The 21,757-nt window shown below is 59.8% G+C and carries 21 protein-coding genes and 1 tRNA gene; 17 read left to right on the top strand and 5 right to left on the bottom strand.

Going from position 1 to position 21,757, the window contains the following annotated elements; genetic code table 11:
* Positions 1–316: 316 nt before the first annotated feature.
* Both ACJ8MK_RS10825 and ACJ8MK_RS10820 read right to left on the bottom strand, forming a co-directional pair.
* Positions 317–568, bottom strand: a complete 252-nt coding sequence (locus tag ACJ8MK_RS10825) for a CsbD family protein (protein WP_033648096.1) — start codon at positions 566–568, stop codon at positions 317–319.
* Between the two features lie 134 nt (positions 569–702).
* A complete protein-coding gene (locus ACJ8MK_RS10820; RefSeq protein ID WP_033653717.1) occupies positions 703–2,199 on the bottom strand; it encodes a helix-turn-helix transcriptional regulator in 1,497 nt (498 codons plus the stop codon).
* Positions 2,200–2,426: 227 nt separating this feature from the next.
* Between ACJ8MK_RS10820 and ACJ8MK_RS10815 the strand changes: the two genes are divergently transcribed.
* The 4 genes from ACJ8MK_RS10815 to ACJ8MK_RS10800 all read left to right on the top strand — a co-directional run bounded on the left by ACJ8MK_RS10815 (position 2,427) and on the right by ACJ8MK_RS10800 (position 6,420).
* The gene (locus ACJ8MK_RS10815) at positions 2,427–3,398 is read left to right on the top strand and encodes a hypothetical protein (RefSeq protein WP_041036124.1); all 972 of its coding nucleotides are present in this window, start codon (positions 2,427–2,429) and stop codon (positions 3,396–3,398) included.
* A gap of 1 nt (position 3,399) precedes the next feature.
* A complete protein-coding gene (locus ACJ8MK_RS10810; RefSeq protein ID WP_004936288.1) occupies positions 3,400–3,621 on the top strand; it encodes a hypothetical protein in 222 nt (73 codons plus the stop codon).
* A 703-nt stretch (positions 3,622–4,324) separates the two neighbouring features.
* Positions 4,325–5,125, top strand: a complete 801-nt coding sequence (locus ACJ8MK_RS10805) for a helix-turn-helix domain-containing protein (protein ID WP_033635401.1) — start codon at positions 4,325–4,327, stop codon at positions 5,123–5,125.
* A 20-nt stretch (positions 5,126–5,145) separates the two neighbouring features.
* Positions 5,146–6,420 carry a lactonase family protein gene (locus tag ACJ8MK_RS10800; protein ID WP_442517736.1) on the top strand — a complete coding sequence of 425 codons (1,275 nt, stop codon included), beginning with the start codon at positions 5,146–5,148 and terminating at the stop codon, positions 6,418–6,420.
* Positions 6,421–6,514: 94 nt separating this feature from the next.
* Here the strand turns inward: ACJ8MK_RS10800 and ACJ8MK_RS10795 are convergent.
* Together ACJ8MK_RS10795 and ACJ8MK_RS10790 are read right to left on the bottom strand one after the other, a co-directional pair.
* Positions 6,515–6,589: transfer RNA gene (locus tag ACJ8MK_RS10795), tRNA-Arg, on the bottom strand.
* Between the two features lie 129 nt (positions 6,590–6,718).
* Positions 6,719–7,645: a formate/nitrite transporter family protein gene (locus tag ACJ8MK_RS10790; protein ID WP_060424380.1), complete on the bottom strand. Its 927-nt coding sequence runs from the start codon at positions 7,643–7,645 to the stop codon at positions 6,719–6,721.
* A 220-nt stretch (positions 7,646–7,865) separates the two neighbouring features.
* Here ACJ8MK_RS10790 and ccmA point away from each other — a divergent pair, with 220 nt between their 5' ends.
* The 10 genes from ccmA to mlaA all read left to right on the top strand — a co-directional run bounded on the left by ccmA (position 7,866) and on the right by mlaA (position 15,718).
* A complete protein-coding gene (gene ccmA, locus ACJ8MK_RS10785; protein ID WP_033653721.1) occupies positions 7,866–8,498 on the top strand; it encodes a cytochrome c biogenesis heme-transporting ATPase CcmA in 633 nt (210 codons plus the stop codon).
* Entirely contained in the window at positions 8,498–9,157 is a 660-nt protein-coding gene (gene ccmB / locus ACJ8MK_RS10780) for a heme exporter protein CcmB (protein WP_025303731.1), read from the top strand. The genes ccmA and ccmB overlap by 1 nt, the downstream gene beginning before the upstream one ends.
* 119 nt (positions 9,158–9,276) lie before the next feature.
* Positions 9,277–10,014 (top strand): heme ABC transporter permease, encoded by a 738-nt coding sequence (locus tag ACJ8MK_RS10775; protein ID WP_004936270.1) that lies wholly within the window; start codon positions 9,277–9,279, stop codon positions 10,012–10,014.
* Positions 10,011–10,247, top strand: a complete 237-nt coding sequence (ccmD, locus tag ACJ8MK_RS10770; RefSeq protein WP_004936267.1) for a heme exporter protein CcmD — start codon at positions 10,011–10,013, stop codon at positions 10,245–10,247. Before ACJ8MK_RS10775 ends, ccmD begins: the two co-directional genes overlap by 4 nt.
* Complete coding sequence (gene ccmE / locus ACJ8MK_RS10765; RefSeq protein ID WP_442517735.1) at positions 10,244–10,738, top strand: cytochrome c maturation protein CcmE; 495 nt, start codon at positions 10,244–10,246, stop codon at positions 10,736–10,738. Before ccmD ends, ccmE begins: the two co-directional genes overlap by 4 nt.
* A complete protein-coding gene (locus tag ACJ8MK_RS10760) occupies positions 10,735–12,705 on the top strand; it encodes a heme lyase CcmF/NrfE family subunit (RefSeq protein ID WP_442517734.1) in 1,971 nt (656 codons plus the stop codon). The genes ccmE and ACJ8MK_RS10760 overlap by 4 nt, the downstream gene beginning before the upstream one ends.
* Positions 12,702–13,253, top strand: coding sequence for a DsbE family thiol:disulfide interchange protein (locus tag ACJ8MK_RS10755; RefSeq protein ID WP_015378623.1), 552 nt, complete (start codon positions 12,702–12,704; stop codon positions 13,251–13,253). The genes ACJ8MK_RS10760 and ACJ8MK_RS10755 overlap by 4 nt, the downstream gene beginning before the upstream one ends.
* Positions 13,250–13,717: a cytochrome c-type biogenesis protein gene (locus ACJ8MK_RS10750; RefSeq protein WP_033635396.1), complete on the top strand. Its 468-nt coding sequence runs from the start codon at positions 13,250–13,252 to the stop codon at positions 13,715–13,717. Before ACJ8MK_RS10755 ends, ACJ8MK_RS10750 begins: the two co-directional genes overlap by 4 nt.
* Positions 13,717–14,931: a c-type cytochrome biogenesis protein CcmI gene (gene ccmI / locus ACJ8MK_RS10745; protein ID WP_442517733.1), complete on the top strand. Its 1,215-nt coding sequence runs from the start codon at positions 13,717–13,719 to the stop codon at positions 14,929–14,931. Before ACJ8MK_RS10750 ends, ccmI begins: the two co-directional genes overlap by 1 nt.
* A 28-nt stretch (positions 14,932–14,959) precedes the next feature.
* Positions 14,960–15,718 carry a phospholipid-binding lipoprotein MlaA gene (mlaA, locus tag ACJ8MK_RS10740; protein ID WP_033635394.1) on the top strand — a complete coding sequence of 253 codons (759 nt, stop codon included), beginning with the start codon at positions 14,960–14,962 and terminating at the stop codon, positions 15,716–15,718.
* 117 nt (positions 15,719–15,835) lie between these two features.
* Here the strand turns inward: mlaA and fadL are convergent, their stop codons facing one another.
* Positions 15,836–17,158 carry a long-chain fatty acid transporter FadL gene (fadL, locus tag ACJ8MK_RS10735; protein WP_033648086.1) on the bottom strand — a complete coding sequence of 441 codons (1,323 nt, stop codon included), beginning with the start codon at positions 17,156–17,158 and terminating at the stop codon, positions 15,836–15,838.
* Positions 17,159–17,563: 405 nt separating this feature from the next.
* On the opposite strand from fadL, the gene ACJ8MK_RS10730 reads away from it, so the two are divergent.
* The 3 genes from ACJ8MK_RS10730 to fadJ all read left to right on the top strand — a co-directional run bounded on the left by ACJ8MK_RS10730 (position 17,564) and on the right by fadJ (position 21,532).
* The gene (locus tag ACJ8MK_RS10730) at positions 17,564–17,860 is read left to right on the top strand and encodes a YfcZ/YiiS family protein (RefSeq protein WP_072145088.1); all 297 of its coding nucleotides are present in this window, start codon (positions 17,564–17,566) and stop codon (positions 17,858–17,860) included.
* 196 nt (positions 17,861–18,056) lie between these two features.
* Positions 18,057–19,367, top strand: a complete 1,311-nt coding sequence (fadI, locus tag ACJ8MK_RS10725) for an acetyl-CoA C-acyltransferase FadI (protein WP_033635391.1) — start codon at positions 18,057–18,059, stop codon at positions 19,365–19,367.
* Positions 19,367–21,532 (top strand): fatty acid oxidation complex subunit alpha FadJ, encoded by a 2,166-nt coding sequence (fadJ, locus tag ACJ8MK_RS10720; protein WP_164134542.1) that lies wholly within the window; start codon positions 19,367–19,369, stop codon positions 21,530–21,532. The genes fadI and fadJ overlap by 1 nt, the downstream gene beginning before the upstream one ends.
* Positions 21,533–21,757: the final 225 nt, after the last annotated feature.

Below are 21,757 nucleotides of genomic sequence, written 5' to 3'. Positions count from 1 at the left end.
AGGGGTTTGGGTTGAGAAGACGATAAAAATCAGGAATACGCGAGGAAAATAAAATGGCTGTCGTTAAGCAGTGAGTAAAGGCGGCGTGCGACGGTATGAAAAAGAATGCCGCCTATTCCATGAGGGATATCGCCGTTTCGCCATAATAATCCGATGCCGCTGAATAGCCGTTAATCATCATTGTCGGCGTAACGGATGAATAAATCGAAAAGGCCATATGCCCGCACGGCATTGCCCGTTGGCCGATAGCACCGCGCCCGGTTGTCGTTAACCGGGCGCGGCGTTCAGGGAAAAGCGGTTTGCTCGCCGGCGCGTATCAACGGCGGCGCAGCAGCAGGCCGGTCAACAGGCCAGCGCCGGCAATGAGGGCTAATGCGGCGAGGGGGTTTTTCTTCATCATGCTGCCGGCGCAGCTCAGGGCGTCGCCGTATTTTTCTTGCAGCGCGCCCGCTGCATAGCGCGTGGCGCCTTCGGCCTGCAAACGTGGGTTTCCGGTGACGTCGCCCGCCATTTCCTGCGCCTTGCCCGCCACTTTTTCCATCATGCCATTGGCTTTTTCGCTGTTCATTGTGATGCGCTCCTAAGGTTCGATCCGTTAGGCTTCCGCACAGGGCGAAAGCCTGCATTTGCACCTCCATGTTATGCACTTCACTTTGAGCCTATAAGGGGCGTTTGCATCGGTGCGGATAGTGCATTTGCAGGCTACTTTCCGTTCCTGGCGGCCAGCCCGCCGGTAAACAGCCCGCGTTCTCTGGCCCAGACGATGGCTTCGCTGCGGCTGTGCACGCCAAGTTTGGAATAGACCGTCGCGACATGGTTGCGAATGGTGTTGAGCGCCAGATTGAGACGCGCCGCGATTTTCTTGTCCGGCAGCCCCTCGCAAATCAATTCCAGCACATCGCGCTCGCGCGGCGTGAGATCGCTGGCGGTCAATCCGGCCTGGTCGGGCCGGTTGATGCTTTTCACGTTGGCCAGTTTTTCAATCAGGGTTTGGCTGAACCAGGAGGCGTCCTGCATCACTTCTTCGATGGCGCTGACCAGCTCCAGCTCCGAGCGTTTGCGTTCGGTAATGTCCATGAGCACCAGCAGGTAGCAGGGCGCATTGTGGATGCTGACGGCATCCGCCGAGGCCACGCAGTCGATCGACTCGCTCCCTTTCTTGCGCACCCGGATGTCCAGCCCTTCGACGTTGCCGCTTTTTTCCAGCGCGGCAAACAAACGGCGGTTCGCCTCGGGATCGTCAATAAACGGGATCTCATCGATCGTCTTGCCGATCAAGGCTTCGGCGTCGTACTCGGTGGTGCGGGTAAAGGCTTCGTTGACGTCCAGCACGCGCCGCTCGTGCGCGGTACACAGCAACGTCGGCACCGGGCTCAGGCGAAATGCCTTGGCGAACCGCTCTTCACTTTCCCGCAGCGCCGATTCCGCCTGGCGCCGGGGTTCGAGATCGGTAAAAGTGAACAGCATGCAGTCGTCTTCATTGATGTCCAGCGGTTGGCCGGCAACCACCACCAGCTTGCTTCCGCCACCGGGCAGTTTCAGCTCGGCCTCCATTTGCGGAATGGTGGCGCCTTCCCCCAGGCGCTGTATCGCCAGATCTTTGTGCTCCGCCTGTTCCAAAACGTCGAGTTCATAGACCGAACGGCCCATGACCTGTTCACGCTGGTAACCGGTCATATCGAGGAACCCCTGGTTGACCTTGACGTAGCGCAGGTCGCTTAGCCGACAAATGACCGCCGGCGCCGGATTGGCGTTGAAGGTTTTTTCAAAGCGCTGTTCGGCGCTGGCCCACTCCGTCGCGTCGCTCAGGATCAGCGCCAGCAGCTCCGGTTGCCCCTGCGCATCGGTGATAATCAGGCTCCGCAGGCGGTGCACCCAGAAGCTGTCCGGATCGTCGGCCTGCCGAACCTCCACCACCACATCGGTGAAGGTCTCGCCATCGGCAACCCGGTTCAGCGGATACTGTTCCAAAGCCAGCGGATGATTGTTGCGATAGCGCAGGGCAAAACGCGCCGCGTACTCGCCGGCATTGGCCCCCAGAGCTTTCTGATGACTCACGCCATGCATGGCCAACGCGGCCTCGTTGGCCCAGAGCAGCGTTCGATCGGTATCCGTCAGGATCACGCCGTCGGACAAGCCGGAGATGATTTGCTGCAGGTGGCCGCGGTGGGTTTCGCTGGCCAGGACGGATTGGCTCATGTGTTCTCCGCTAGACAGAAGGGAGCGGCCTCTGACCGGGGCCGCGGGTTACGCTACTCGCTGAGCAGCTTAGTGCATAACGTGCGTATTCGCAGGGTGTGAATGCACTAGTCATTCTGGCGCAAATGAACCGGGACGGCCGACGACGCCGCGCGGCAGACTGCATCTGTCTGCGCGGTTATCCGCCGTGCGTGCAATCACTTGTCCAGAAAATATAAGGAACAACGATGACCACTGTCTATGAATCAAATCGCTTTGCGTTTCAGGTGTCATGGGGCTCGATATTGGCCGGGAGTGCCGTGGCGCTGGTGACTTATCTGATCTTCAGCGTGCTGGGCACGGCTATCGGCGCCCAGGCCGTGGATATGATGCAAAAGGGTAACCCGCTGAGCGGCTTTGGCACTGGCACCGGGATCTGGCTGCTGGTTTCAACGCTGGCGTCGCTGGCCGCAGGCGCGTTCGTCGCCGGCCGCACCGCACCGAACCGCGGCGGCTTGCATGGCCTGCTGAGCTGGGCGATCACCACCTTGCTGACCACCTGGCTGGTGGTTTCACTGGCGAGTGGCGTGGTGGGGCTGGCGGGCAGCGCGGTGGGCAAAGGGCTTTCGCTGGCGGGCAGCGGCCTGGCGGCGGCGGCGCCAAACGTGGGCGAAGGCCTCAAGCAACAGCTGGATAAAAAGGGCATCAGCCTTGACTGGGGAAGCCTGGAAAACCAGTTGAACGCCACGCTCAAGCAGACCGGCAAGCCGGAACTGGATCCGGCTCGGTTGGAACAGAAGGCCGATAGGGCGACCGCCGACGGCAAGCAATCGGCCATGGACGCGGCTGCCGATCCGGCGCAGGCCGCCTCCGAGCTCAAGCAGTGGTTCGACCGCGTCAAGCAGTCCGGTGAGCCGACGTTGAGCGCCGCCGACAAGGATGCGCTGGTGAATATCGTTGCGGCGCGCACCGGCAAAAGCCGCGATGAAGCGAGCCAAATCGTCGATAACTATGCTCAGGCTTACCAGCAGGCGGTGCAGAAAGTGGAAAAACTCAAGGCCGAGGCCGAGCAGAAAGCGCGTGAAGCGGCCGACGAAGCGGCCAAACAGCTGTCGCGCGCCGCTTGGGGTTCGCTGTTGATGCTGCTGTTGGGCGCCGCGCTGAGCGCCGGCGTGGGGCGGATTGCCGAATCAACACGCCGCACTGTCGCGGTAAGTTGAGATGAAAAAAAACCTGTCGTGCATCTCGCTGAATTATCGAAAAGTAGCGGGGGCCTCTGCGCCCGTGCTCGTCATCGATTTTTGCAACGAGAATAACGAGCGCTACACCCTGCGCTACAACCTGCCGCCGGATACCCCGGAACGCACCGAGCGGCGGGTATCTTTGCTGCTGTATCTGTTGCGCAAGCACAGATCTGCAGAGATCGACAACCTGGCTGATTAATCAGGCCGTTAATGAAAGGCCCGGCCTTATAGGCTGGGCTTTTTACTGGGCAATCAGGCTATTCTGGCAACAACGCACGGTGCGAGTCGGCATGAGGCTTTTACGTTGGAGGGCCGGCGGTTCACGGTGGGCAAAGTAGCGCCCCAATTGGCGTGGAGGGTAAAATAGGGCATCGAGCAAGATGTGTTAAAATATCGGTTCTTCTCAGCGCAGGAAAAAGATAAAAGAAGCTGCCTATTACGATCTGTGATTTTCTGGCCCGATGTTCAGAAAATGAGCCTGTCCCTATCTTCTTTTCAAACGCTGTTCATGCTTTTATTCATTAGCCTCAATACGTTTTATCAGTCAGCCTGATTATAAAATGCATTTTAATTTGCAATGATGAAATTCCTATTTGGTCATGCAATTCGGGCGCAAAAAAACACTTTAAGATAAAACAATTAACATAAAGTGTGATTTTCCACGGCGGGGCAAATGCATCTTTAATGGATGCACTTTGCGTGGCGCATTTTTTATTCACGTGTTTTTCGCAAGCGTATTTATATAACATGATCATTTTCAGTTATTTATATGATGACTTTTCCCATGCCGTAAAAATGGCGTTGTCAGGGTGATTTTTTTAGGATTAATCTTAATGACTTGATTTGGTTGGTTAACGATTTTAATGAAAAGGACACGATTTTTATAAAAGCAAGGAGCGCGCATGGACTATCGAAAAGATATTCTTTTACAGGTGTTAGAGTATATGGAGAAGAATATTATAGAGGGACTTTCCGTTGAGAAAGTGTCTATTATCTCGGGTTACTCTAAATGGCATTTACAGCGGCTGTTTAAACATTATTTTGGCATTACGTTAGGGACTTATATCAGAAACAGAAAACTGAGCCGATCCGCAATCTTGCTTAAACAACATCAAGGGAACATATTGGATGTCGCCTTGGCATCGGGCTTTGCCTCTCAGCAATGTTACACGCGGGCGTTTAAACGTTTCTTTGGCGAAACGCCCAACAGCTTTAGGAACAGCCGGGGATGGGATTTTTCCACCCAGATCCCACCGTATGGCATTGACAAGAAACCCTATTTTTACCACACGGTCATGCCGGATGATATCGAGCTGTTAAAGCAGTACAAGGCATTGATCTTCCACTCCATAAGGAAATACAGAGATGCCGGTGACATTACGCAGACTAATGAGAAATGGTTAAGCAAGCATGGGAAGGCTTATCGTGCGGAAAACAACAGAGCGGGAAAATGGCATTCAAACGGTAAGGAGCAAGAGGTTTTTCATTCTATCTTCAATTTCTACATACCCAGAGGGAAATATATTGTCATCCCCTTTATGGGTGAGTTGTCTGAGTACATTGATTTTTTTGCAGATATCTATGACGCCTATCTGCCGGCTATCAATGTCAAGGTGAGAGAAAGTTTTTTTATCGAACTATATAGACATGAGCATTTACACAGTCGCGTCGTCAATGTCGATATACTTATTCCTGTAGCGTAGCGTTGAGAAAAGGAAACATCATGAGTATAGAGAAATCCCCCGATTCGATGAATAAGCGTCATTATGCGCGCCGTATGCTACCTTTTATATTGTCTGTGTCTGGCGGAGCGAGCGTGGCCGGTTTAGCCAGGCAGGCCATTCAATTCGCGTTGGCATTAACTCTTTTCATGTTTTCAGGAAATGCGATGGCAAATAATCGGGAGCATCAGCAAATAGCGTTAGTCGGCACCTGGACCCATATTCCGGATGCGCCTGCGGTGCAGAAACCGGCGCACCCCAGTGAAGGCCTCTATCGTCTGGCGGTTAATGGCGACGGCACATTAACGCTGCTCGACGTGATTAAAATGAAAAGCCCGTCATGGATCGTAAAATCTCGCGATGGCCGTTTCGCCTATGTCACCAATGAGGAGAACGCGGGAACGGTCACTGCCTTGGCGATAGACAAAGACGGCGCCGTGCGGGTGCTGAATACGGTGAGCAGCGCGGGCCGGCAGCCGACGCATGCCACCCTCAGCCCGGATGGCAAGTTTCTGTTTGTCGCCAACTACTCCGTCGCCAAAGGCGGCGCGGGGGTGACGGTATTACCGATTGGCGGCGACGGCAAACTGGGGGAACGGGTGCAGCATTTTCCGTTCACGCCCGGCTCCGGCGTCGTGCAGGGGCGCCAGGAAGGGGGCCATGCGCACTCCACCACCTTCAGCCGCGATGGCCAATACCTGTACGCGGCGGATCTCGGCGGGGACAAGCTGCGCGCCTACCGCTATCGCTCGGACAACGCGCAGCCTTTGCAAGCGGATGCTTCGCGCGATGTCGCCTTCGCACCCGGCGCCGGCCCACGGCACATGGCGTTCTCGCCAGAAGGGGAATACGCCTACGTCATCACTGAAATGGCGAGTGAAATCGAGGTGTTTGCCGTCAGCGACCATCGATTGACGCGGCAAGGGAAGGTGAAACTGAACGGCGGGCAGGATTCAGCGGAGGCGAAAAGCGGTGGGGCAATAATCCTCAGCCCGAGCGGCAGATATCTTATTGCCACCAATCGCGGTGCCGATAACCACCTGCTGGTATTAAAAATTGGCGAGGATGGGCTGCCGGGCGCACCGACGCGCTATGAAGCCGGTGGTATTGAGCCGCGTGCGCTCGCTTTCGATGCCGGCGGTAACCATCTCTATGTGACGAATGTGTTTACCAATACCGTTATGTTGTTCGATTTCGATGATGAGAAGGGCGAGTTGCAGGCCAGAGGGCAGGCGACGACGGTTTCTACTCCGACGGATATTAAGTTTTTTAATTAATGCCAATCATAACGCTCGGGGGAAATCGAATCTGAACGGGGGAAAAGGGCGGATTGCGGGTGCAGATGACGGGGAATGGCTGGACAAGAAAGAATGGCGTCCCCGACTGGAATCGAACCAGTAACTAGCCCTTAGGAGGGGCTTGTTATATCCGTTTAACTACGGGGACGCTGCGGGCCGGCAACCGAAGCTGCCGGGGCATTATACCTTTTTTTACCCGCAGAATAAGCGCTTAGCGGCGCGTTTGCTCAATACCTCGCCAGTTCATGCCGAAATTTCCTCGGCTAACCGACGGCGATCACGGTTTTTCCCCGCCGTGGCGCCGTTTTTCCTCTTGCAGGCGCGCCGCCCGATTTTTGGCGCTCAAATCGTTGCGGATCTGCGCGTGGCTTATCAGCGCAAAGATAAAGGTGCCGCCGATGATGTTGCCCGCCAGCGTCGGCAGGGCGAACGGGTAAATGAATTCTTGCCATTCAATCGTGCCGTTGAACGCCAGATAGAGGATCTCGACCGAACCGACCACGATATGGGTCAGATCGCAAATCGCCACCAGGTAGGTCATCAGCACGATCACCCAGATTTTCGCCGCGCCGGCGGCCGGGAACATCCACACCATGGTGGCGATGATCCAGCCGGCCAGGATGCCGTTGGCGAACATTTCTCCCGGCGTATGGCGCATCACCTCTTCGCCCAGGCTGATGAAGGCGCCGCGCGTCTCGGCGTCGAACAGCGGCATATGGGTAAACGCCAGCGCCGCCAGCCCGGTGCCGATCAGGTTGCCGAGCAGCACCACGCCCCACAGGCGCAGCAGGATCAGCAGGTTGCGCGGCGTGGGTTTATGCATGATTGGCAATACCGCCGTGACGGTATTTTCGGTAAACAGCTGCTGGCGCGCCATGATGACAATGATGAAACCGAAGGTGTAGCCGAGGTTCTCGATAAAAAAGCGGCTGGGATCGTCCGGCAGGCGGGCGTGGAAAATGCCCTTTGCCGCCAGCGAGGCGCCCATCGACAGCCCGGCGGCGATCGCCGACCACAGCAATGCCAGCCAGTCGCGCTCCAGCTCTTTTTCGCCTTCCATCCGGATCTGTTCATGCACCGCCGCCGCGCGCGAAGGCAGATTTTCTTCCCTGACTTCGATTTCGCGCTTGCCCTGTTCCTGTTCTTCGCTCTCTACCTGCATCGTCTCATCCGGCTCGTGCTCCTGGCGTCGCTGTTCGTTCATGCTGTCGCTCCTGCTTCATAAGGGTGAGTTCACGTCATTAAGCGTAGTTAAATGCGGCGAAATACAGAAAAAGGTAACAAGAGTTAAAATCCGCCGATTTTTTCCACGCATTCTTGATCCTGCTCGCCATATTGGCCCGTCGGCGCGCCCGCCGCGGGCTGCGTGCGGGGAAAGGCTTATGCTATGATTCGCTATCCCAAAGAAAAATATGAGTTCCCCGATGCTGGAAGCCAAAAGTCTGAGTTGCGTGCGCGATGAGCGCATCCTGTTTAGCGAGCTAAGCTTTTCAGTTCAGCCGGGCGATATCATTCAGGTAGAAGGGCCGAACGGCGCGGGCAAGACCAGTTTACTGCGCATTCTCGCCGGCCTGGCGCGGCCGGACGGCGGCGAGGTGTGCTGGCGCGGGCGCAACACGCTGCGCGATCGCGCGAATTACCAGCAAGATTTGCTGTTTATCGGCCATCAGCCCGGCATCAAAGCCGTATTGACGCCCTTCGAAAATCTGCAGTTTTATCAAGCGGTGCGCGGCGCGGCCGAGCATCAGGCCATCTGGCGCGCGCTGGAGCAGGTGGGGCTGGTGGGTTACGAAGATCTGCCGGTGGCGCAGCTTTCCGCCGGGCAGCAGCGGCGCGTGGCGCTGGCGCGGCTGTGGCTCAGCGCGGCGCCGCTGTGGATCCTCGATGAACCGCTGACGGCGATCGACAAACAGGGCGTGGCCGAGTTGATTAGCCTTTTTGAACAACATGCGCAGCGGGGCGGCATGGTATTGTTGACCACCCATCAGGATTTGGCCGGCGTCGGCCAAACGGTGGGCAAAGTTCGTTTGGCGGAACACGACGCGGGGAGTTTGTGATGTTTTTGACCCTGGTGCGCCGCGAACTGAAGATCGCCTGCCGTAAAGGCTCGGAGATCGTCAACCCGCTGTGGTTTTTCCTGATAGTGATCACGCTGTTCCCGTTGGGGATTGGCCCGGAGCCGCAGCTGCTGGCGCGCATTGCGCCGGGCATCGTGTGGGTGGCGGCGCTGCTGGCTTCGCTGCTGTCGCTGGAGCGGCTGTTTCGCGATGATTTCCTCGACGGCTCGCTGGAGCAGCTGTTGCTGCTGCCGACGCCGCTGCCGATGACGGTGCTGGGCAAAGTGTGTGCTCACTGGGTCGTGACGGGTCTGCCGCTGCTGATCCTGTCGCCGCTGGTGGCGCTGCTACTGTCGCTCGATATGCAGACCTGGCTGGCGGTGGCGGGGACGCTGCTGCTCGGCACGCCGACGCTGAGCCTGATCGGCGCTATCGGCGTGGGGTTGACCGTCGGCCTGCGCAAAGGGGGCGTGCTGCTCAGCCTGCTGGTGCTGCCGCTGTATATTCCGGTGCTGATCTTCGCCACCGGGGCGATCGACGCCGCTTCGATGGGCATGCCGATCGACGGTTACCTGGCGATACTCGGCGCGATGCTGGCGGGCAGCGTGACATTGGCGCCATTTGCCACCGCGGCGGCGCTGCGAGTGAGCGTACACTAGCTAACGTATTGAATGAACAGACGGGCAAGGCCGACAAGAGCGTACCCCGCAGAAGATTTTCGCCGTTTCGAACCCTCGGGGCGGCCGACGCATAAAAATTACCGTGAGCACTGACGACAATGTGGAAATGGTTACATCAACTGGCGCGGCCTGAACGGCTGTATCACGTCTGCGGCCGCTTTATCCCCTGGCTGGGGCTGGCGGCGGCGGCCTGCCTGCTGCTTGGCTGGGCATGGGGCTTTGGTTTCGCGCCGAAGGATTATCAGCAGGGCGACAGCTTCCGCATCATTTATATTCACGTGCCGGCGGCCATGTGGTCGATGGGCATCTACGCCTCGATGGCGGTGGCGGCGTTTATCGGCCTGGTGTGGCAGATGAAAATGTCCGATACCGTGGTGGCGGCGATGGCGCCGATCGGCGCGGTGTTCACCTTTATCGCGCTGGTGACCGGCTCCGCCTGGGGCAAGCCGATGTGGGGCACCTGGTGGGTGTGGGATGCGCGTCTGACCTCCGAGCTGGTGCTGCTGTTCCTCTATATGGGCGTCATCGCGCTGTACAACGCCTTCGAAGACCGCCGCCTGGCGGGCCGCGCCGCCGGGATTCTGGTGCTGGTGGGTGTGGTGAATATCCCGATCATCCATTTCTCGGTCGAATGGTGGAATACGCTGCATCAGGGCTCGACCAACATGCAGCAGTCCATCGCGCCCAGCATGCGCACCCCGCTGCGCTGGGCGATCCTCGGCTACCTGCTGCTGTTCGTCACGCTGACGCTGATGCGCCTGCGCAATCTGATCCTGTTCCAGGAACGCCAGCGCCCGTGGGTCGCCGGGCTGGTGAATAAGGAGCGTCAGTCATGAATGCCGCATTCGATTCCTGGTCGGCGTTTTTCGCCATGGGCGGTTACGCCTTCTATGTCTGGCTGGCGGTCGCCGCCACGCTGATTTCGCTGTTGGGGCTGGTGGCGCACACCGTCTGGCAACGGCGCCAGCTGCTCGCCGAGATCGGCCGCCGTCAGGCGCGCGAGCGGCGCATTCGCCATGCGCAACAATCAAAACAAAAATCCGCCGCACCGCGGGAGAAATCATTGTGAATCCACGTCGTAAAAGCCGCCTTTATCTGGCGATCATTGTGCTGATCGGCATCGCGCTGACCGCGACCCTGATGCTGTACGCGCTGCGCTCCAATATCGATCTGTTCTATACCCCGGGTGAAATTTTGCAGGGCAAGGGCGAGAATCATGAGAAGCCCGAGGTCGGCCAGCGGCTGCGCATCGGCGGCATGGTGATGCCGGGCTCGGTGAAACGCGATCCCAATACGCTGCAGGTCAGCTTCAAGATTTACGACGCGCGCGGCGCGATCGGCGTGACCTACACCGGTATTCTGCCGGACCTGTTCCGCGAAGGGCAGGGCGTGGTGGCGCAGGGGGTGTTGGGTGAGGGCAACGTGGTCAACGCGCGCGAAGTGCTGGCCAAACACGACGAGAAATACACCCCGCCGGAAGTGGCCGACGCGATGAAAGAGAACCACAAAGGCCCGGCGGAAGCGTATAACGCGCCGCAGGCGGAGGGCGCCAAGTCATGATGCCGGAACTGGGCAGTTTTCTGCTGTGCCTGGCGCTGGCGATCGCGCTGCTGCTGAGCATTTACCCGCAGTGGGGCGCGGCGCGGCAAGACAGCCGCATGATGGCGGTCGCCCGGCCGCTGACCTACGGCATGTTCGCCGCGATTGCGCTGGCGTTCCTGTGCCTGGTGCACGCCTTCGTGGTCAACGATTTTACCGTCGCCTACGTGGCCACCAACTCCAATACCCAGCTGCCGGTGTATTACCGCATCGCCGCCACCTGGGGGGCGCATGAAGGTTCGCTGCTGCTGTGGGTGCTGCTGCTGAGCTGTTGGTCGCTGGCGGTGGCGTTGTGCAGCCGGGCGATGCCGCAGGATGCGGTGGCGCGGGTGCTGTCGGTGATGGGGATGATCACCGCCGGTTTCCTGCTGTTCATTATCATGACCTCCAACCCGTTCACTCGCACGCTACCGAATTTCCCGATCGACGGCAGCGATCTCAACCCGCTGCTGCAGGATATCGGCCTGATCTTCCACCCGCCGCTGCTGTATATGGGCTACGTCGGCTTCTCGGTCGCCTTCGCCTTCGCCATCGCCTCGCTGATGGCCGGCCGGCTCGACACCGCCTGGGCGCGCTGGTCACGCCCGTGGACCACCGCGGCCTGGGTGTTCCTCACGCTGGGCATCGTGCTCGGATCGGCCTGGGCCTACTATGAGCTGGGCTGGGGCGGCTGGTGGTTCTGGGATCCGGTGGAAAACGCCTCCTTTATGCCGTGGTTGGCCGGCACTGCGCTGATGCATTCGCTGGCGGTGACCGAAAAACGCGGCACGTTCAAAGCCTGGACGGTGCTGCTGGCGATCACCGCCTTTTCGCTGTGCCTGCTGGGCACCTTCCTGGTGCGCTCCGGCGTGCTGGTCTCGGTGCACTCCTTCGCCTCCGATCCGGCGCGCGGCATGTTTATCCTCGCCTATCTGGTGATCGTGATCGGCGGTTCGTTGCTGCTGTACGCGGCCAAGGGCGGCCAGGTGCGCAGCCGGGTGCAGCACGAGACCTTCTCGCGCGAGACCTTCCTGCTGGGCAACAACGTGCTGCTGATCGCCGCCATGCTGGTGGTGCTGTTGGGCACGCTGCTGCCGCTGGTGCACAAACAGCTGGGGCTGGGCAGCATTTCGATCGGCGAGCCGTTCTTCAACACCATGTTCACCTGGCTGATGGCGCCGTTGGCGCTGCTGTTGGGCATCGGCCCGCTGGTGCGCTGGCGCCGCGATGAGCCGTGCAAGCTGTGGCGCCGCCTCGGCGTGGCGCTGTTGGCGACGCTGGCGCTGTCGATTCTGCTGCCGTGGCTGCTGCAGGACAGTATCGCCGGCATGACGGTGGTGGGCCTGATCATGGCGCTGTGGGTGATCATCCTGACGCTGATGGAACTGCATGAGCGTGCCACCCACCGTCACGGTTTCTGGCGCGGCCTGCGGCAGCTGTCCCGCAGCCACTGGGGCATGGTGCTCGGCCACCTCGGCGTGGCGGTGACGGTGATCGGCATCGCCTTCAGCCAGAACTACAGCGTGGAGCGCGACGTGCGGATGAAGGCCGGCGACAGCGTGGATATCCACAACTATCACTTCGTGTTCCGCGACGTGCACGACATTCGCGGCCCGAACTACAGCGGCGGCGTCGGCATCATCGACGTCACGCGCAACGGCAAGCCGGAGGCGACGCTGCGCGCGGAGAAACGCTACTACAGCGTGGCGCGCAGCATGATGACCGAAGCGGCGATCGACGGCGGTTTCAGCCGCGATCTGTATGCGGCGCTGGGCGAAGAGCTGGAGGACGGTTCCTGGGCGGTGCGCCTGTATTACAAACCCTTTGTGCGCTGGATTTGGTTCGGCGGCGTCTTTATGGCGATCGGCGGCCTGCTGTGCATCCTCGACCCGCGTTACCGCATGAGCAAAAAACTCAAGCGCGAAGGCAAGCTGGAGGCGCAATCATGAAGCGCAAGCTGCTGTTTATCCCGTTGGTACTCTTCCTGCTGCTGGTGGCGGCACTGATGGTGCAGCTGACGCGCAACGCCGGCGGCGAAGATCCGACCATGCTGGAATCGGCGCTGATCGGCAAGCCGGTGCCGACCTTCAGGCTGGAATCGCTGGATCAGCCCGGCAAAACCTACGATCAGGCAGTGCTGCGCGACGGCAAGCCGATATTGCTCAACGTCTGGGCCACCTGGTGCCCGACCTGCCGCGCGGAACACCAGTATCTCAACACGCTGGCGGCGCGCGGCGTGCGGGTGGTTGGCCTGAACTACAAAGACGATCGCGCCAAGGCGGTGACCTGGCTGAATTCCCTCGGCAATCCCTATGCCCTCAGCCTGTACGACGGCGACGGCATGCTGGGGTTGGATCTCGGGGTCTACGGCGCGCCGGAGACCTTTCTCATCGACGGCCAGGGGATTATTCGCTATCGCCACGCCGGCGACATGAACGAGCGCGTCTGGCAGCAGGAAGTGCTGCCGCTGTATAAAAAGTACGGAGGTGAGGCATGAGGCTGATTGTCCTGCTGTGCGCCGCGCTGCTGAGCTGGAGCGCCGCCGCGGCGATCGATACCTATCGCTTCAACTCCGTCGAGCAGGAGCAGCAGTATCGCGAGTTGACCGAACAGCTGCGCTGCCCGAAATGTCAAAACAACAGCATTGCCGATTCCAACGCCATCATCGCCGCCGACATGCGCACCAAGGTGTACGAGCTGATGATGCAGGGGCAAAGCAAGCAGCAGATCATTGATTACATGGTGGCGCGCTACGGCAATTTCGTCACCTACGAGCCGCCGGTAACGCCGGCGACACTGATCTTGTGGATCGGCCCGCTGCTGTTCGTGCTGATCGGCGGGGCGGTGGTGATTCTGCGTGCCCGGCGCCGGCCTGGCGCGGCGGTGGACGATGCATTCTCCGAACGGGAACGGCAGCGCCTGGCGGCGCTGTTGCAAGAGACTGACAGGAAGAAACCCTAATGGCTTTTTGGCTGATTATTTGCGTGTTGCTGGCCGGCGCCGCCGCGTTGCTGGTGGTGCCGGCAATGCGCCACGGCAAGCAGAGCGCCGCCACGCGCGATGCGTTGAACAAGGCTTTTTATCAGGATCGTCTCAGCGAGCTGGAGCAGGACGAGCAGCAGGGCGTGGTGGCCGAGCGTCCGGAGCTGGTGAAAGAGCTGCAACAGAACCTGTTGAACGACATCCCGGCCGAGCAAGCGGCGCAGGCGAAACCGATCAATCGTTGGGCGCTGGTGCCGGGCGTGCTGTTATTGCTGGCGGTGACCGTTGGCTTTTATCTGAAAACCGGCGGATTGGCGCAGGTGCTGGACTGGCGTCTGGTGCAGGCGCAAATGCCGGAATTGCGCGAGCGCGTTGCCAATGAGCGCGCCAAACCGCTGAGCATGGAAGAGATCGCCCGCCTCGGGCTGGGGCTGCGCACCGCGCTGCAGCAGGACGATCGCAACATCAACGACTGGATGATGCTGGGGCGCGTCGGCATGGCGTTGAACAACGCCACCACCGCCACGCAGGCGTTTGCTCATGCTTATCAATTGGATCCGAATAGTCTGGAAGTGCGGCTCGGCTATGCCGAGGTCTTGACGCGCTCCAACGATCCGGAGGATAACAAGCAGGCGACGCAGCTGCTGCGGCGTATGATCGCGGAAAACCACGGCGATCCGCGGGTGCTGAGCCTGTTGGCGTTCAATGCCTTCGAACAGGGCGATTTCAAGCAGGCGATCGGCGCCTGGCAGGTGATGCTGCAACTGCTGCCGGCCAACGATCCGCGCGCGGAAGTGATAAAGCGCAGCATTGCACAAGCAAAAGCCCAGGCAGGCGGAGAAAATGTTAAACTGAATGTGACCATTTCGCTGTCACCGCAGGCGGCGAAAGCCTTGCCGGCGCAGGGGACGCTGGTCATTTCGGTCACTGACGGCGTCAGCCCGGTGCCGGTGGCGGTAAAACAATTGCCGCTGAGCCGTTTTCCGCTGTCTTTCTCTCTGGATGACAGCAACGCCATGATGCCCGAGCGTCTGCTCTCGGCGCAGCATCAGGTGCAGGTGCGTGTGCGCCTCTCACAGGACGGATTGGCCACGCCGCAGCCGGGGGACTGGTTCGGCGAAAGCTCGCTGCAGACATTCAGCGGTAAAGAGCAGGTTAGCGTTCAGATAAACAAGCAGGTCACTGAAAAATAAGACCGAACGTGTTTTTATGGAGAAAAATATGAACTTTCGCCTGACTGGGGTGGCATTCGCAACGGTATTACTGGTGGGCTGTGCCAGCGCGCCAGACAACGATCCGCAAGGGCGTTCCGATCCTCTGGAAGGATTCAACCGGACGATGTTCGACTTCAACTACAACGTCTTGGATCCCTATATCCTGCGTCCGGTCGCGGTGGCCTGGCGTGACTACGTGCCGATGCCGGCGCGTAACGGCATCAGCAACTTCACCTCCAACCTGGAAGAGCCGGCCAGCATGGTCAACGCCTTCCTCAAGGGCGACCCTTACCGCGGGATGATTCACTTCAACCGCTTCTTCCTGAACACCCTGCTCGGGATGGGCGGCCTGATCGACGTGGCCGGCATGGCCAACCCGAAACTGGCGCGCGAAGAGCCGAACCGCTTCGGCAGCACGTTGGGGCATTACGATGTGGGTTACGGCCCGTACGTGATGCTGCCGGGCTACGGCAGCTTCACCCTGCGTGAAGACGGCGGCGACTTTGCGGATACGCTGTATCCGATGCTGAGCTACCTCACCTTCTGGATGTCGGCGGGCAAATGGGTGGTCGAGGGGATCGAAACCCGCGCCCAGCTGCTGGATTCCGACGGCCTGCTGCGCAACTCCTCCGATCCTTACATCATGGTGCGCGAAGCTTACTTCCAGCGCCACGATTTCATCGCCAACGGCGGCTCGCTCAAGCCGGAAGAGAACCCGAACGCCAAGGCGATTCAGGGCGAACTGGACGAGATCGACTCGCAGTAATCACGGGCGTCACGCCAATGAAAAACCCGCCGGCAGGCGGGTTTTTTATGCCGGCAGCACGCGGCAGGCAAAGAAAAAGCGCCCCGCGGGGCGCTTTGGCATCCATCTCAGGCGAGATTAGAAGCGGTAGTTGAAGTTGGCGCCATACAGCCAGGCTTTACCTTCAGAGTTGAAGGTGTAAGGGCCTTCTTTGATGGTGACTTTCTGGCCGTGCATGTAGGAAACGCCGACGTCGACCGACGCGTCTTTGTTGAACGCATAGGTGGTACCGGCACTCAGCCAGAAGCGATCCTGATCCGGAATGGAAATCGAACGGTTCTGTGCTGGCACTGGGCTGTCATCGAAGGCGATACCGGTACGGAAGGTCCAGTTGTCGTCGTAGAAGTAGGTGGTACCCAGCGCGATGCGGTAAGCGTCTTTGAAGCCTTCATGCTTCTCGAACAGCGTTTGGCCGTTGTTGCCGGTGGCTCTCAGCTCCTGGAACTGGCTCCAGCTGGTGTAGGCCAGGCTGTAGTGAATGGCCCACTGCGGCGCCACTTTGTTGTAACCAGACAGCTCCCACATTTCCGGCAGGTGCAGGCTCAGAGAACCCGGAATGGTGTTGCCGTTGGTGCCCCACGGAAGACCTTGAGAGGCCAGCAGCGGGTTGAAGGCTGAAGGCAGGCTGCTCTTGTAGTCGCCGTCGAAGTCGATTTTCACTTCAGAGCGGTAGGTGAGGCCATAACGGTTGTTTTCATCCACTTCGTACAGAATACCGGCGTTCCAACCGAAGCCCCATTCGTCGCCTTTCAGGTGCGAAATCTGGGTATCTGCCGGGATCTGCGAAACAGGGCCGGCTAGCTGCGGCGGTAATTGGCCGGAACCGGCGATGAGCTTCGGCAGTTCACCGGCGTAACGTTCCAGTTTGGCTTTGGCGTACACCGCATCGAAGCCCAGACCGAAGCTGAAGTGTTGATTCAGACGGTATGCGCCGCTGAGGTTCAGGTTGAGGGTGGTCAGATCGGTCTTGCCGCCGTAAGCGCCGGCGGTATAGCCGTCGTTGAATTCTGTCGCCAGACCGTAGTTGCTGGTGACCGAGCCGCCTACGGCGAACTGATCGTTAATCGGGTGAACATAATGCAGGTTCGGCACCCAGGCGGTCGGCGCGATGTTTTTCGAATCCAAACTGGCGCCGGAAGGGGATTGACCGGTAATGTCAACGTCCGGGTCGATGAAGACCGCGCCGAAAGAAAGTTCCGGGCGGGTATACATCATCAGCAAAGCCGGGTTGCGGCTTGCCGAGGCCGCCGTATCCGCCATGGCGCCTTCGCCAGAATACGAACGTCCTAAACCAGCTGATGAGAACTCATTCAGCTGGAATCCTGCGGCAGACACGTTTGAAGAGATAATTGCCACTGCAGCTGCGAGAGCTGATTTAGTCAATAGGTTTTTCTGGCTCATGACCAAAACCTCATTATGTGTTTATTATTTAAACTATTGTTACACGAGGTAACAAGGAGCGCGGGATTGTAGGGTCCGTTATCGTTCAGACAAATCAGACCAGTGGCTGAAGTATAGGTCTGACCTGTGAAAGTGTTGCAAGTTTGTTTTTGAAATATTTCCAACCTGATATCAAAAAAGAGATCTGCTTAACAAAACGCCAGCGGTAAATAACAAAATTCTTACCATTCCTTAGCAGGCGCTCATTTTTATTTGTGATTTCCATCACTTAAAACACCCATTAAAAGTAAGTGCTAGTGATTGCCGGCGTGGAAGCGTAAAATACCTGCAGAATTTTGTAGCTTTGTGCCGGTGAGTAAAACGGCAATTTGGGCTGATAACCGAGGCCTTTGAGGAGAACCAATCATGTCAGATGCAATTAATAAATGCAGCGCTCAGGAAACCGCCGCGTGTTGCTGTGTGGATGTCGGCACCGTGATGGATAACACCGATTGCACCGCGTCCTACAGCCAGGTGTTCAGCAATCAACAAGATGCGGAGGCGATGCTGGCCGCCCTGAGCGAAAAGGCGCGCGCGGTCGAATCCGACCCTTGTGACATCAGCAGTAGCATTAAACCGGTTGACGGCGGCGTGCAGTTGGAGGCCGATTTTACCTTCGCCTGCCAGGCGGAAACCCTGATCTTCCAGCTCGGCCTGCGTTAATCCCCGTTTTACCCCGGCGCCGCCTGCCGCGTGCCGGGGATTGCCTTTCCCCACACCGCCCCCGATAGAAAGTGCGCCTGCTCGCAGTTTTGATCTCTGCCGGTTTGCCAAATGTAACCGTTTGGTTAACAATGACCTCATCAGGTCAGACCTCTTTCTGCCCATTGCGCTGACGTTATTTTCTTCAGGAGCATTTATGAGTAAGGCACTGCCGTTGGTGACCCGTCATGGTGACCGCATTGCGATTGTGAATGGACTGCGTACCCCCTTTGCCAAACAGGCGACTGCCTATCACGGCATTCCGGCGGTGGATTTAGGGAAAACGGCGGTGAGCGAGCTGTTGGCGCGCAGCGGCATCGATCCGGCGCTTATCGAACAACTGGTGTTCGGCCAGGTGGTGCAAATGCCCGAGGCGCCGAACATCGCGCGTGAAATCGTGCTCGGCACCGGCATGAGCGTCCATACCGACGCCTACAGCGTGTCGCGCGCCTGCGCCACCAGCTTCCAGGCGATCGCCAACGTGGCGGAGAGCATCATGGCCGGCAGCATCAGCGTTGGCATCGCCGGCGGGGCGGATTCTTCTTCCGTCTTGCCGATCGGCGTCAGCAAGGCGCTGGCGCGCACGCTGGTGGACGTCAACAAAGCGCGCACGCTGTCGCAGCGCCTCAAACTGTTCAGCCGGCTGAAATTCCGCGATCTGATGCCGGTGCCGCCGGCGGTGGCGGAGTATTCCACCGGCCTGCGCATGGGCGATACCGCCGAGCAGATGGCGAAGAGCCACGGCATCACCCGCGAGGCGCAGGATGCGCTGGCGCACCGTTCCCACGAGCTGGCGGCCAAGGCCTGGCGGGAAGGGTGGCTGCGCGACGAGGTGATGACCGCCTATGTGCCGCCTTACCGCGCGCAGCTTTCTGAAGACAACAACATCCGTAAAGATTCCAGCCTGGCTTCCTACGCCAAGCTGAAGCCGGCGTTCGATCGCAAGCATGGCAGCGTCACCGCGGCCAACAGCACGCCGCTGACCGACGGCGCGGCGGCGGTGCTGATGATGAGCGAGTCGCGCGCCAAAGAGCTGGGGCTGCAGCCGCTGGGTTATTTGCGCAGCTTCGCCTTCGCCGCCATCGACGTGTGGGAAGACATGCTGCTGGGGCCTTCCTACGCTACGCCGCTGGCGCTGGATCGCGCCGGCATCGGTCTGGCCGATCTGACGCTCATCGACATGCATGAAGCCTTCGCTGCGCAAACGCTGGCCAACCTGAAGATGTTCGCCAGCGAAGAGTTCGCCCGCGAGAAGCTTGGCCGCAGCCAGGCGATCGGTGAGGTGGACATGGACAAATTCAACGTCTTGGGCGGTTCCATCGCCTATGGCCACCCGTTCGCCGCCACCGGCGCGCGCATGATCACCCAGACGCTGCATGAGTTGAAACGCCGCGGCGGCGGGCTGGGCCTGACCACCGCCTGCGCCGCCGGCGGGTTAGGGGCCGCGATGATCGTGGAGGTGGAATGATGAGCTTCGAAAACGCATTGCATGAACAGCGCGCCAAACCGTCGGCCTTTCAGCTGACGATTCGCCCCGACAACATCGGCGTGATCACCATCGACGTGCCGGGCGACAAGGTGAACACGCTCAAGGCCGAGTTCGTCGAACAGGTCAACGACGTGCTGATCCGGGCGCAGCAGCATACCGCGCTGGAAGGGCTGGTGATCGTTTCCGGCAAGCCGGACTCGTTTATCGCCGGCGCCGACATCACTATGATTGCCGCTTGCACCAGCGCCAAAGAGGCGGAAACGCTGGCCAAGAAAGGGCAGAGCACGCTGGCGCAGATCGCCGCGTTCCCGGTGCCGGTAGTGGCGGCCATTCACGGCGCCTGCCTGGGCGGCGGCCTGGAGCTGGCGCTGGCCTGCCATGGCCGCGTCTGTTCGCTGGATGATAAAACCGCGCTCGGGCTGCCGGAAGTGCAGCTGGGCCTGCTGCCGGGCTCCGGCGGCACGCAGCGCCTGCCGCGCCTGGTCGGCGCCGCCAAGGCGCTGGACATGATCCTGACCGGCAAGCACATTCGCGCCCGCCAGGCGCTGCGCATGGGGTTGGTGGACGACGCCGTGCCGCAGTCGATTCTGTTGCAGACCGCCATCGAGCGGGTGAAGCAGGGCTGGAAGCATCAGCGCGAGCTGCCGTGGCAGGATCGCCTGCTCAACGGCCCGCTGGGCAGAAGTCTGCTGTTCAGCATCGTGCGCAAGAAAACGTTGGCGAAAACCCACGGCAACTACCCGGCGGCGGAGCGCATCATTCAGGTGGTGCGCACCGGGCTGGATCACGGCAGCGCCAGCGGCTATGAGGCCGAAGCGCGCGCCTTTGGCGAGCTGGCGATGACGCCGCAGTCGGCGGCGCTTCGCAGCCTGTTCTTCGCTTCCACCGCGCTGAAAAAGGAGCGGGGCGGCAATGCCCAGCCGCACGCCCTGCATCGCGTCGGCATTCTCGGCGGCGGCCTGATGGGCGGCGGCATCGCCTGCGTCACCGCCACCCGCGGCGGATTGCCGGTTCGCATCAAAGACATCAATGAAACCGGTATCAACCATGCGCTGAAATACAGCTGGGACGTGCTCGGCAAGCGGGTGCGCCGCAGGCGCATGCGCCCGGCGGAACGGCAAAAGCAGATGATGCTGATCTCCGGCTCTACCGATTACACTGGCTTTGAACAGGTGGATATCGTGGTCGAGGCGGTGTTCGAAGATCTGGCGCTGAAGCAGCAGATGGTAGCCGAGGTAGAAGCCAACTGCGCGCCGCATACCGTGTTCGCCTCCAATACTTCCTCGCTGCCTATCGGCCGCATCGCCGAAAAGGCCCAGCGGCCGCAGCAGGTGATCGGCCTGCACTACTTCAGCCCGGTGGACAAGATGCCGCTGGTGGAAGTGATCCCGCACGCCGGCACCAGCGAAGAGACCATCGCCACCACCGTGGCGCTGGCGCACAAGCAGGGCAAAACCGCCATCGTGGTGGGCGACAGCGCCGGTTTTTATGTCAACCGCATCCTGGCGCCGTACATCAACGAAGCGGCGCGCTGCCTGCTGGAAGGCGAGCCGATTGAGTCGCTGGACAAGGCGCTGGTGGACTTCGGTTTCCCGGTCGGCCCGATCACCCTGCTGGATGAAGTGGGCATCGACGTCGGCACCAAGATCATTCCCGTGCTGGTCGAGGCGCTGGGGCCGCGCTTCGCCGCGCCTGCCGCGTTCGATGCGGTGCTGAAAGACGGGCGCAAAGGGCGCAAGAACGGCCGCGGCTTCTATCTCTACCCGAGCGAAGGGCAGCAGCGGCAGCGGCGCAAACGTGCGGATACCTCATTGTATACGCTGCTCGGCGTCACGCCGAAGGCGCACATGCTGCCGGCGACCGTCGCTCAACGCTGCGTGATGATGATGCTGAACGAAGCGGCGCGCTGCCTGGACGAAGGCGTGATCCGCAGCGCGCGCGACGGCGACATCGGCGCGGTGTTCGGCATCGGCTTCCCGCCGTTCCTCGGCGGCCCGTTCCGCTATATGGACGAGCTCGGCGCCGAGAAAGTGGTGAAGACGCTGGACTACCTGCGTCAGCAGCACGGCGAGCATTTCGCCCCGTGCGAACGCCTGCAGCGCATGGCGCAGCAGGGCGAGCGCTTTTACCCGCTGGGGAGCTGAACGCAGGGCGGCCCGATTTGCACTATAGTTGCAACAGGGTCGCGTTGTGATCGCCATCACTCCTTGCGACAGCGTCAGCCGGTGAGGCTGTACAGCGAGGCTGCGGCAGCGGTAAGTTAGCTTGACCGCCATCAATAAATTTCATGGCGGAAAGGTTAAAATTTAACCCGTTGAATTGATTGTTCTGTGAGCAATCGAGGTTTGCCCGGGGAGGATTGCTGTAAA

The organism is Serratia sp. CY38905, assembly GCF_052168875.1.
GTDB lineage: Bacteria > Pseudomonadota > Gammaproteobacteria > Enterobacterales > Enterobacteriaceae > Serratia > Serratia sarumanii.
This window is presented reverse-complemented; position numbering and strand designations above follow the sequence as displayed.

Bases quoted from the DNA above. Each gene is read 5' to 3' on its own strand.
- ACJ8MK_RS10825 (WP_033648096.1), bottom strand. From the start codon at position 568: ATGAACAGCGAAAAAGCCAATGGCATGATGGAAAAAGTGGCGGGCAAG.
- ACJ8MK_RS10820 (WP_033653717.1), bottom strand. From the start codon at position 2,199: ATGAGCCAATCCGTCCTGGCCAGCGAAACCCACCGCGGCCACCTGCAG.
- ACJ8MK_RS10815 (WP_041036124.1), top strand. From the start codon at position 2,427: ATGACCACTGTCTATGAATCAAATCGCTTTGCGTTTCAGGTGTCATGG.
- ACJ8MK_RS10810 (WP_004936288.1), top strand. From the start codon at position 3,400: ATGAAAAAAAACCTGTCGTGCATCTCGCTGAATTATCGAAAAGTAGCG.
- ACJ8MK_RS10805 (WP_033635401.1), top strand. From the start codon at position 4,325: ATGGACTATCGAAAAGATATTCTTTTACAGGTGTTAGAGTATATGGAG.
- ACJ8MK_RS10800 (WP_442517736.1), top strand. From the start codon at position 5,146: ATGAGTATAGAGAAATCCCCCGATTCGATGAATAAGCGTCATTATGCG.
- ACJ8MK_RS10790 (WP_060424380.1), bottom strand. From the start codon at position 7,645: ATGAACGAACAGCGACGCCAGGAGCACGAGCCGGATGAGACGATGCAG.
- ccmA (WP_033653721.1), top strand. From the start codon at position 7,866: ATGCTGGAAGCCAAAAGTCTGAGTTGCGTGCGCGATGAGCGCATCCTG.
- ccmB (WP_025303731.1), top strand. From the start codon at position 8,498: ATGTTTTTGACCCTGGTGCGCCGCGAACTGAAGATCGCCTGCCGTAAA.
- ACJ8MK_RS10775 (WP_004936270.1), top strand. From the start codon at position 9,277: ATGTGGAAATGGTTACATCAACTGGCGCGGCCTGAACGGCTGTATCAC.
- ccmD (WP_004936267.1), top strand. From the start codon at position 10,011: ATGAATGCCGCATTCGATTCCTGGTCGGCGTTTTTCGCCATGGGCGGT.
- ACJ8MK_RS10760 (WP_442517734.1), top strand. From the start codon at position 10,735: ATGATGCCGGAACTGGGCAGTTTTCTGCTGTGCCTGGCGCTGGCGATC.
- ACJ8MK_RS10755 (WP_015378623.1), top strand. From the start codon at position 12,702: ATGAAGCGCAAGCTGCTGTTTATCCCGTTGGTACTCTTCCTGCTGCTG.
- ACJ8MK_RS10750 (WP_033635396.1), top strand. From the start codon at position 13,250: ATGAGGCTGATTGTCCTGCTGTGCGCCGCGCTGCTGAGCTGGAGCGCC.
- ccmI (WP_442517733.1), top strand. From the start codon at position 13,717: ATGGCTTTTTGGCTGATTATTTGCGTGTTGCTGGCCGGCGCCGCCGCG.
- mlaA (WP_033635394.1), top strand. From the start codon at position 14,960: ATGAACTTTCGCCTGACTGGGGTGGCATTCGCAACGGTATTACTGGTG.
- fadL (WP_033648086.1), bottom strand. From the start codon at position 17,158: ATGAGCCAGAAAAACCTATTGACTAAATCAGCTCTCGCAGCTGCAGTG.
- ACJ8MK_RS10730 (WP_072145088.1), top strand. From the start codon at position 17,564: ATGTCAGATGCAATTAATAAATGCAGCGCTCAGGAAACCGCCGCGTGT.
- fadI (WP_033635391.1), top strand. From the start codon at position 18,057: ATGAGTAAGGCACTGCCGTTGGTGACCCGTCATGGTGACCGCATTGCG.
- fadJ (WP_164134542.1), top strand. From the start codon at position 19,367: ATGAGCTTCGAAAACGCATTGCATGAACAGCGCGCCAAACCGTCGGCC.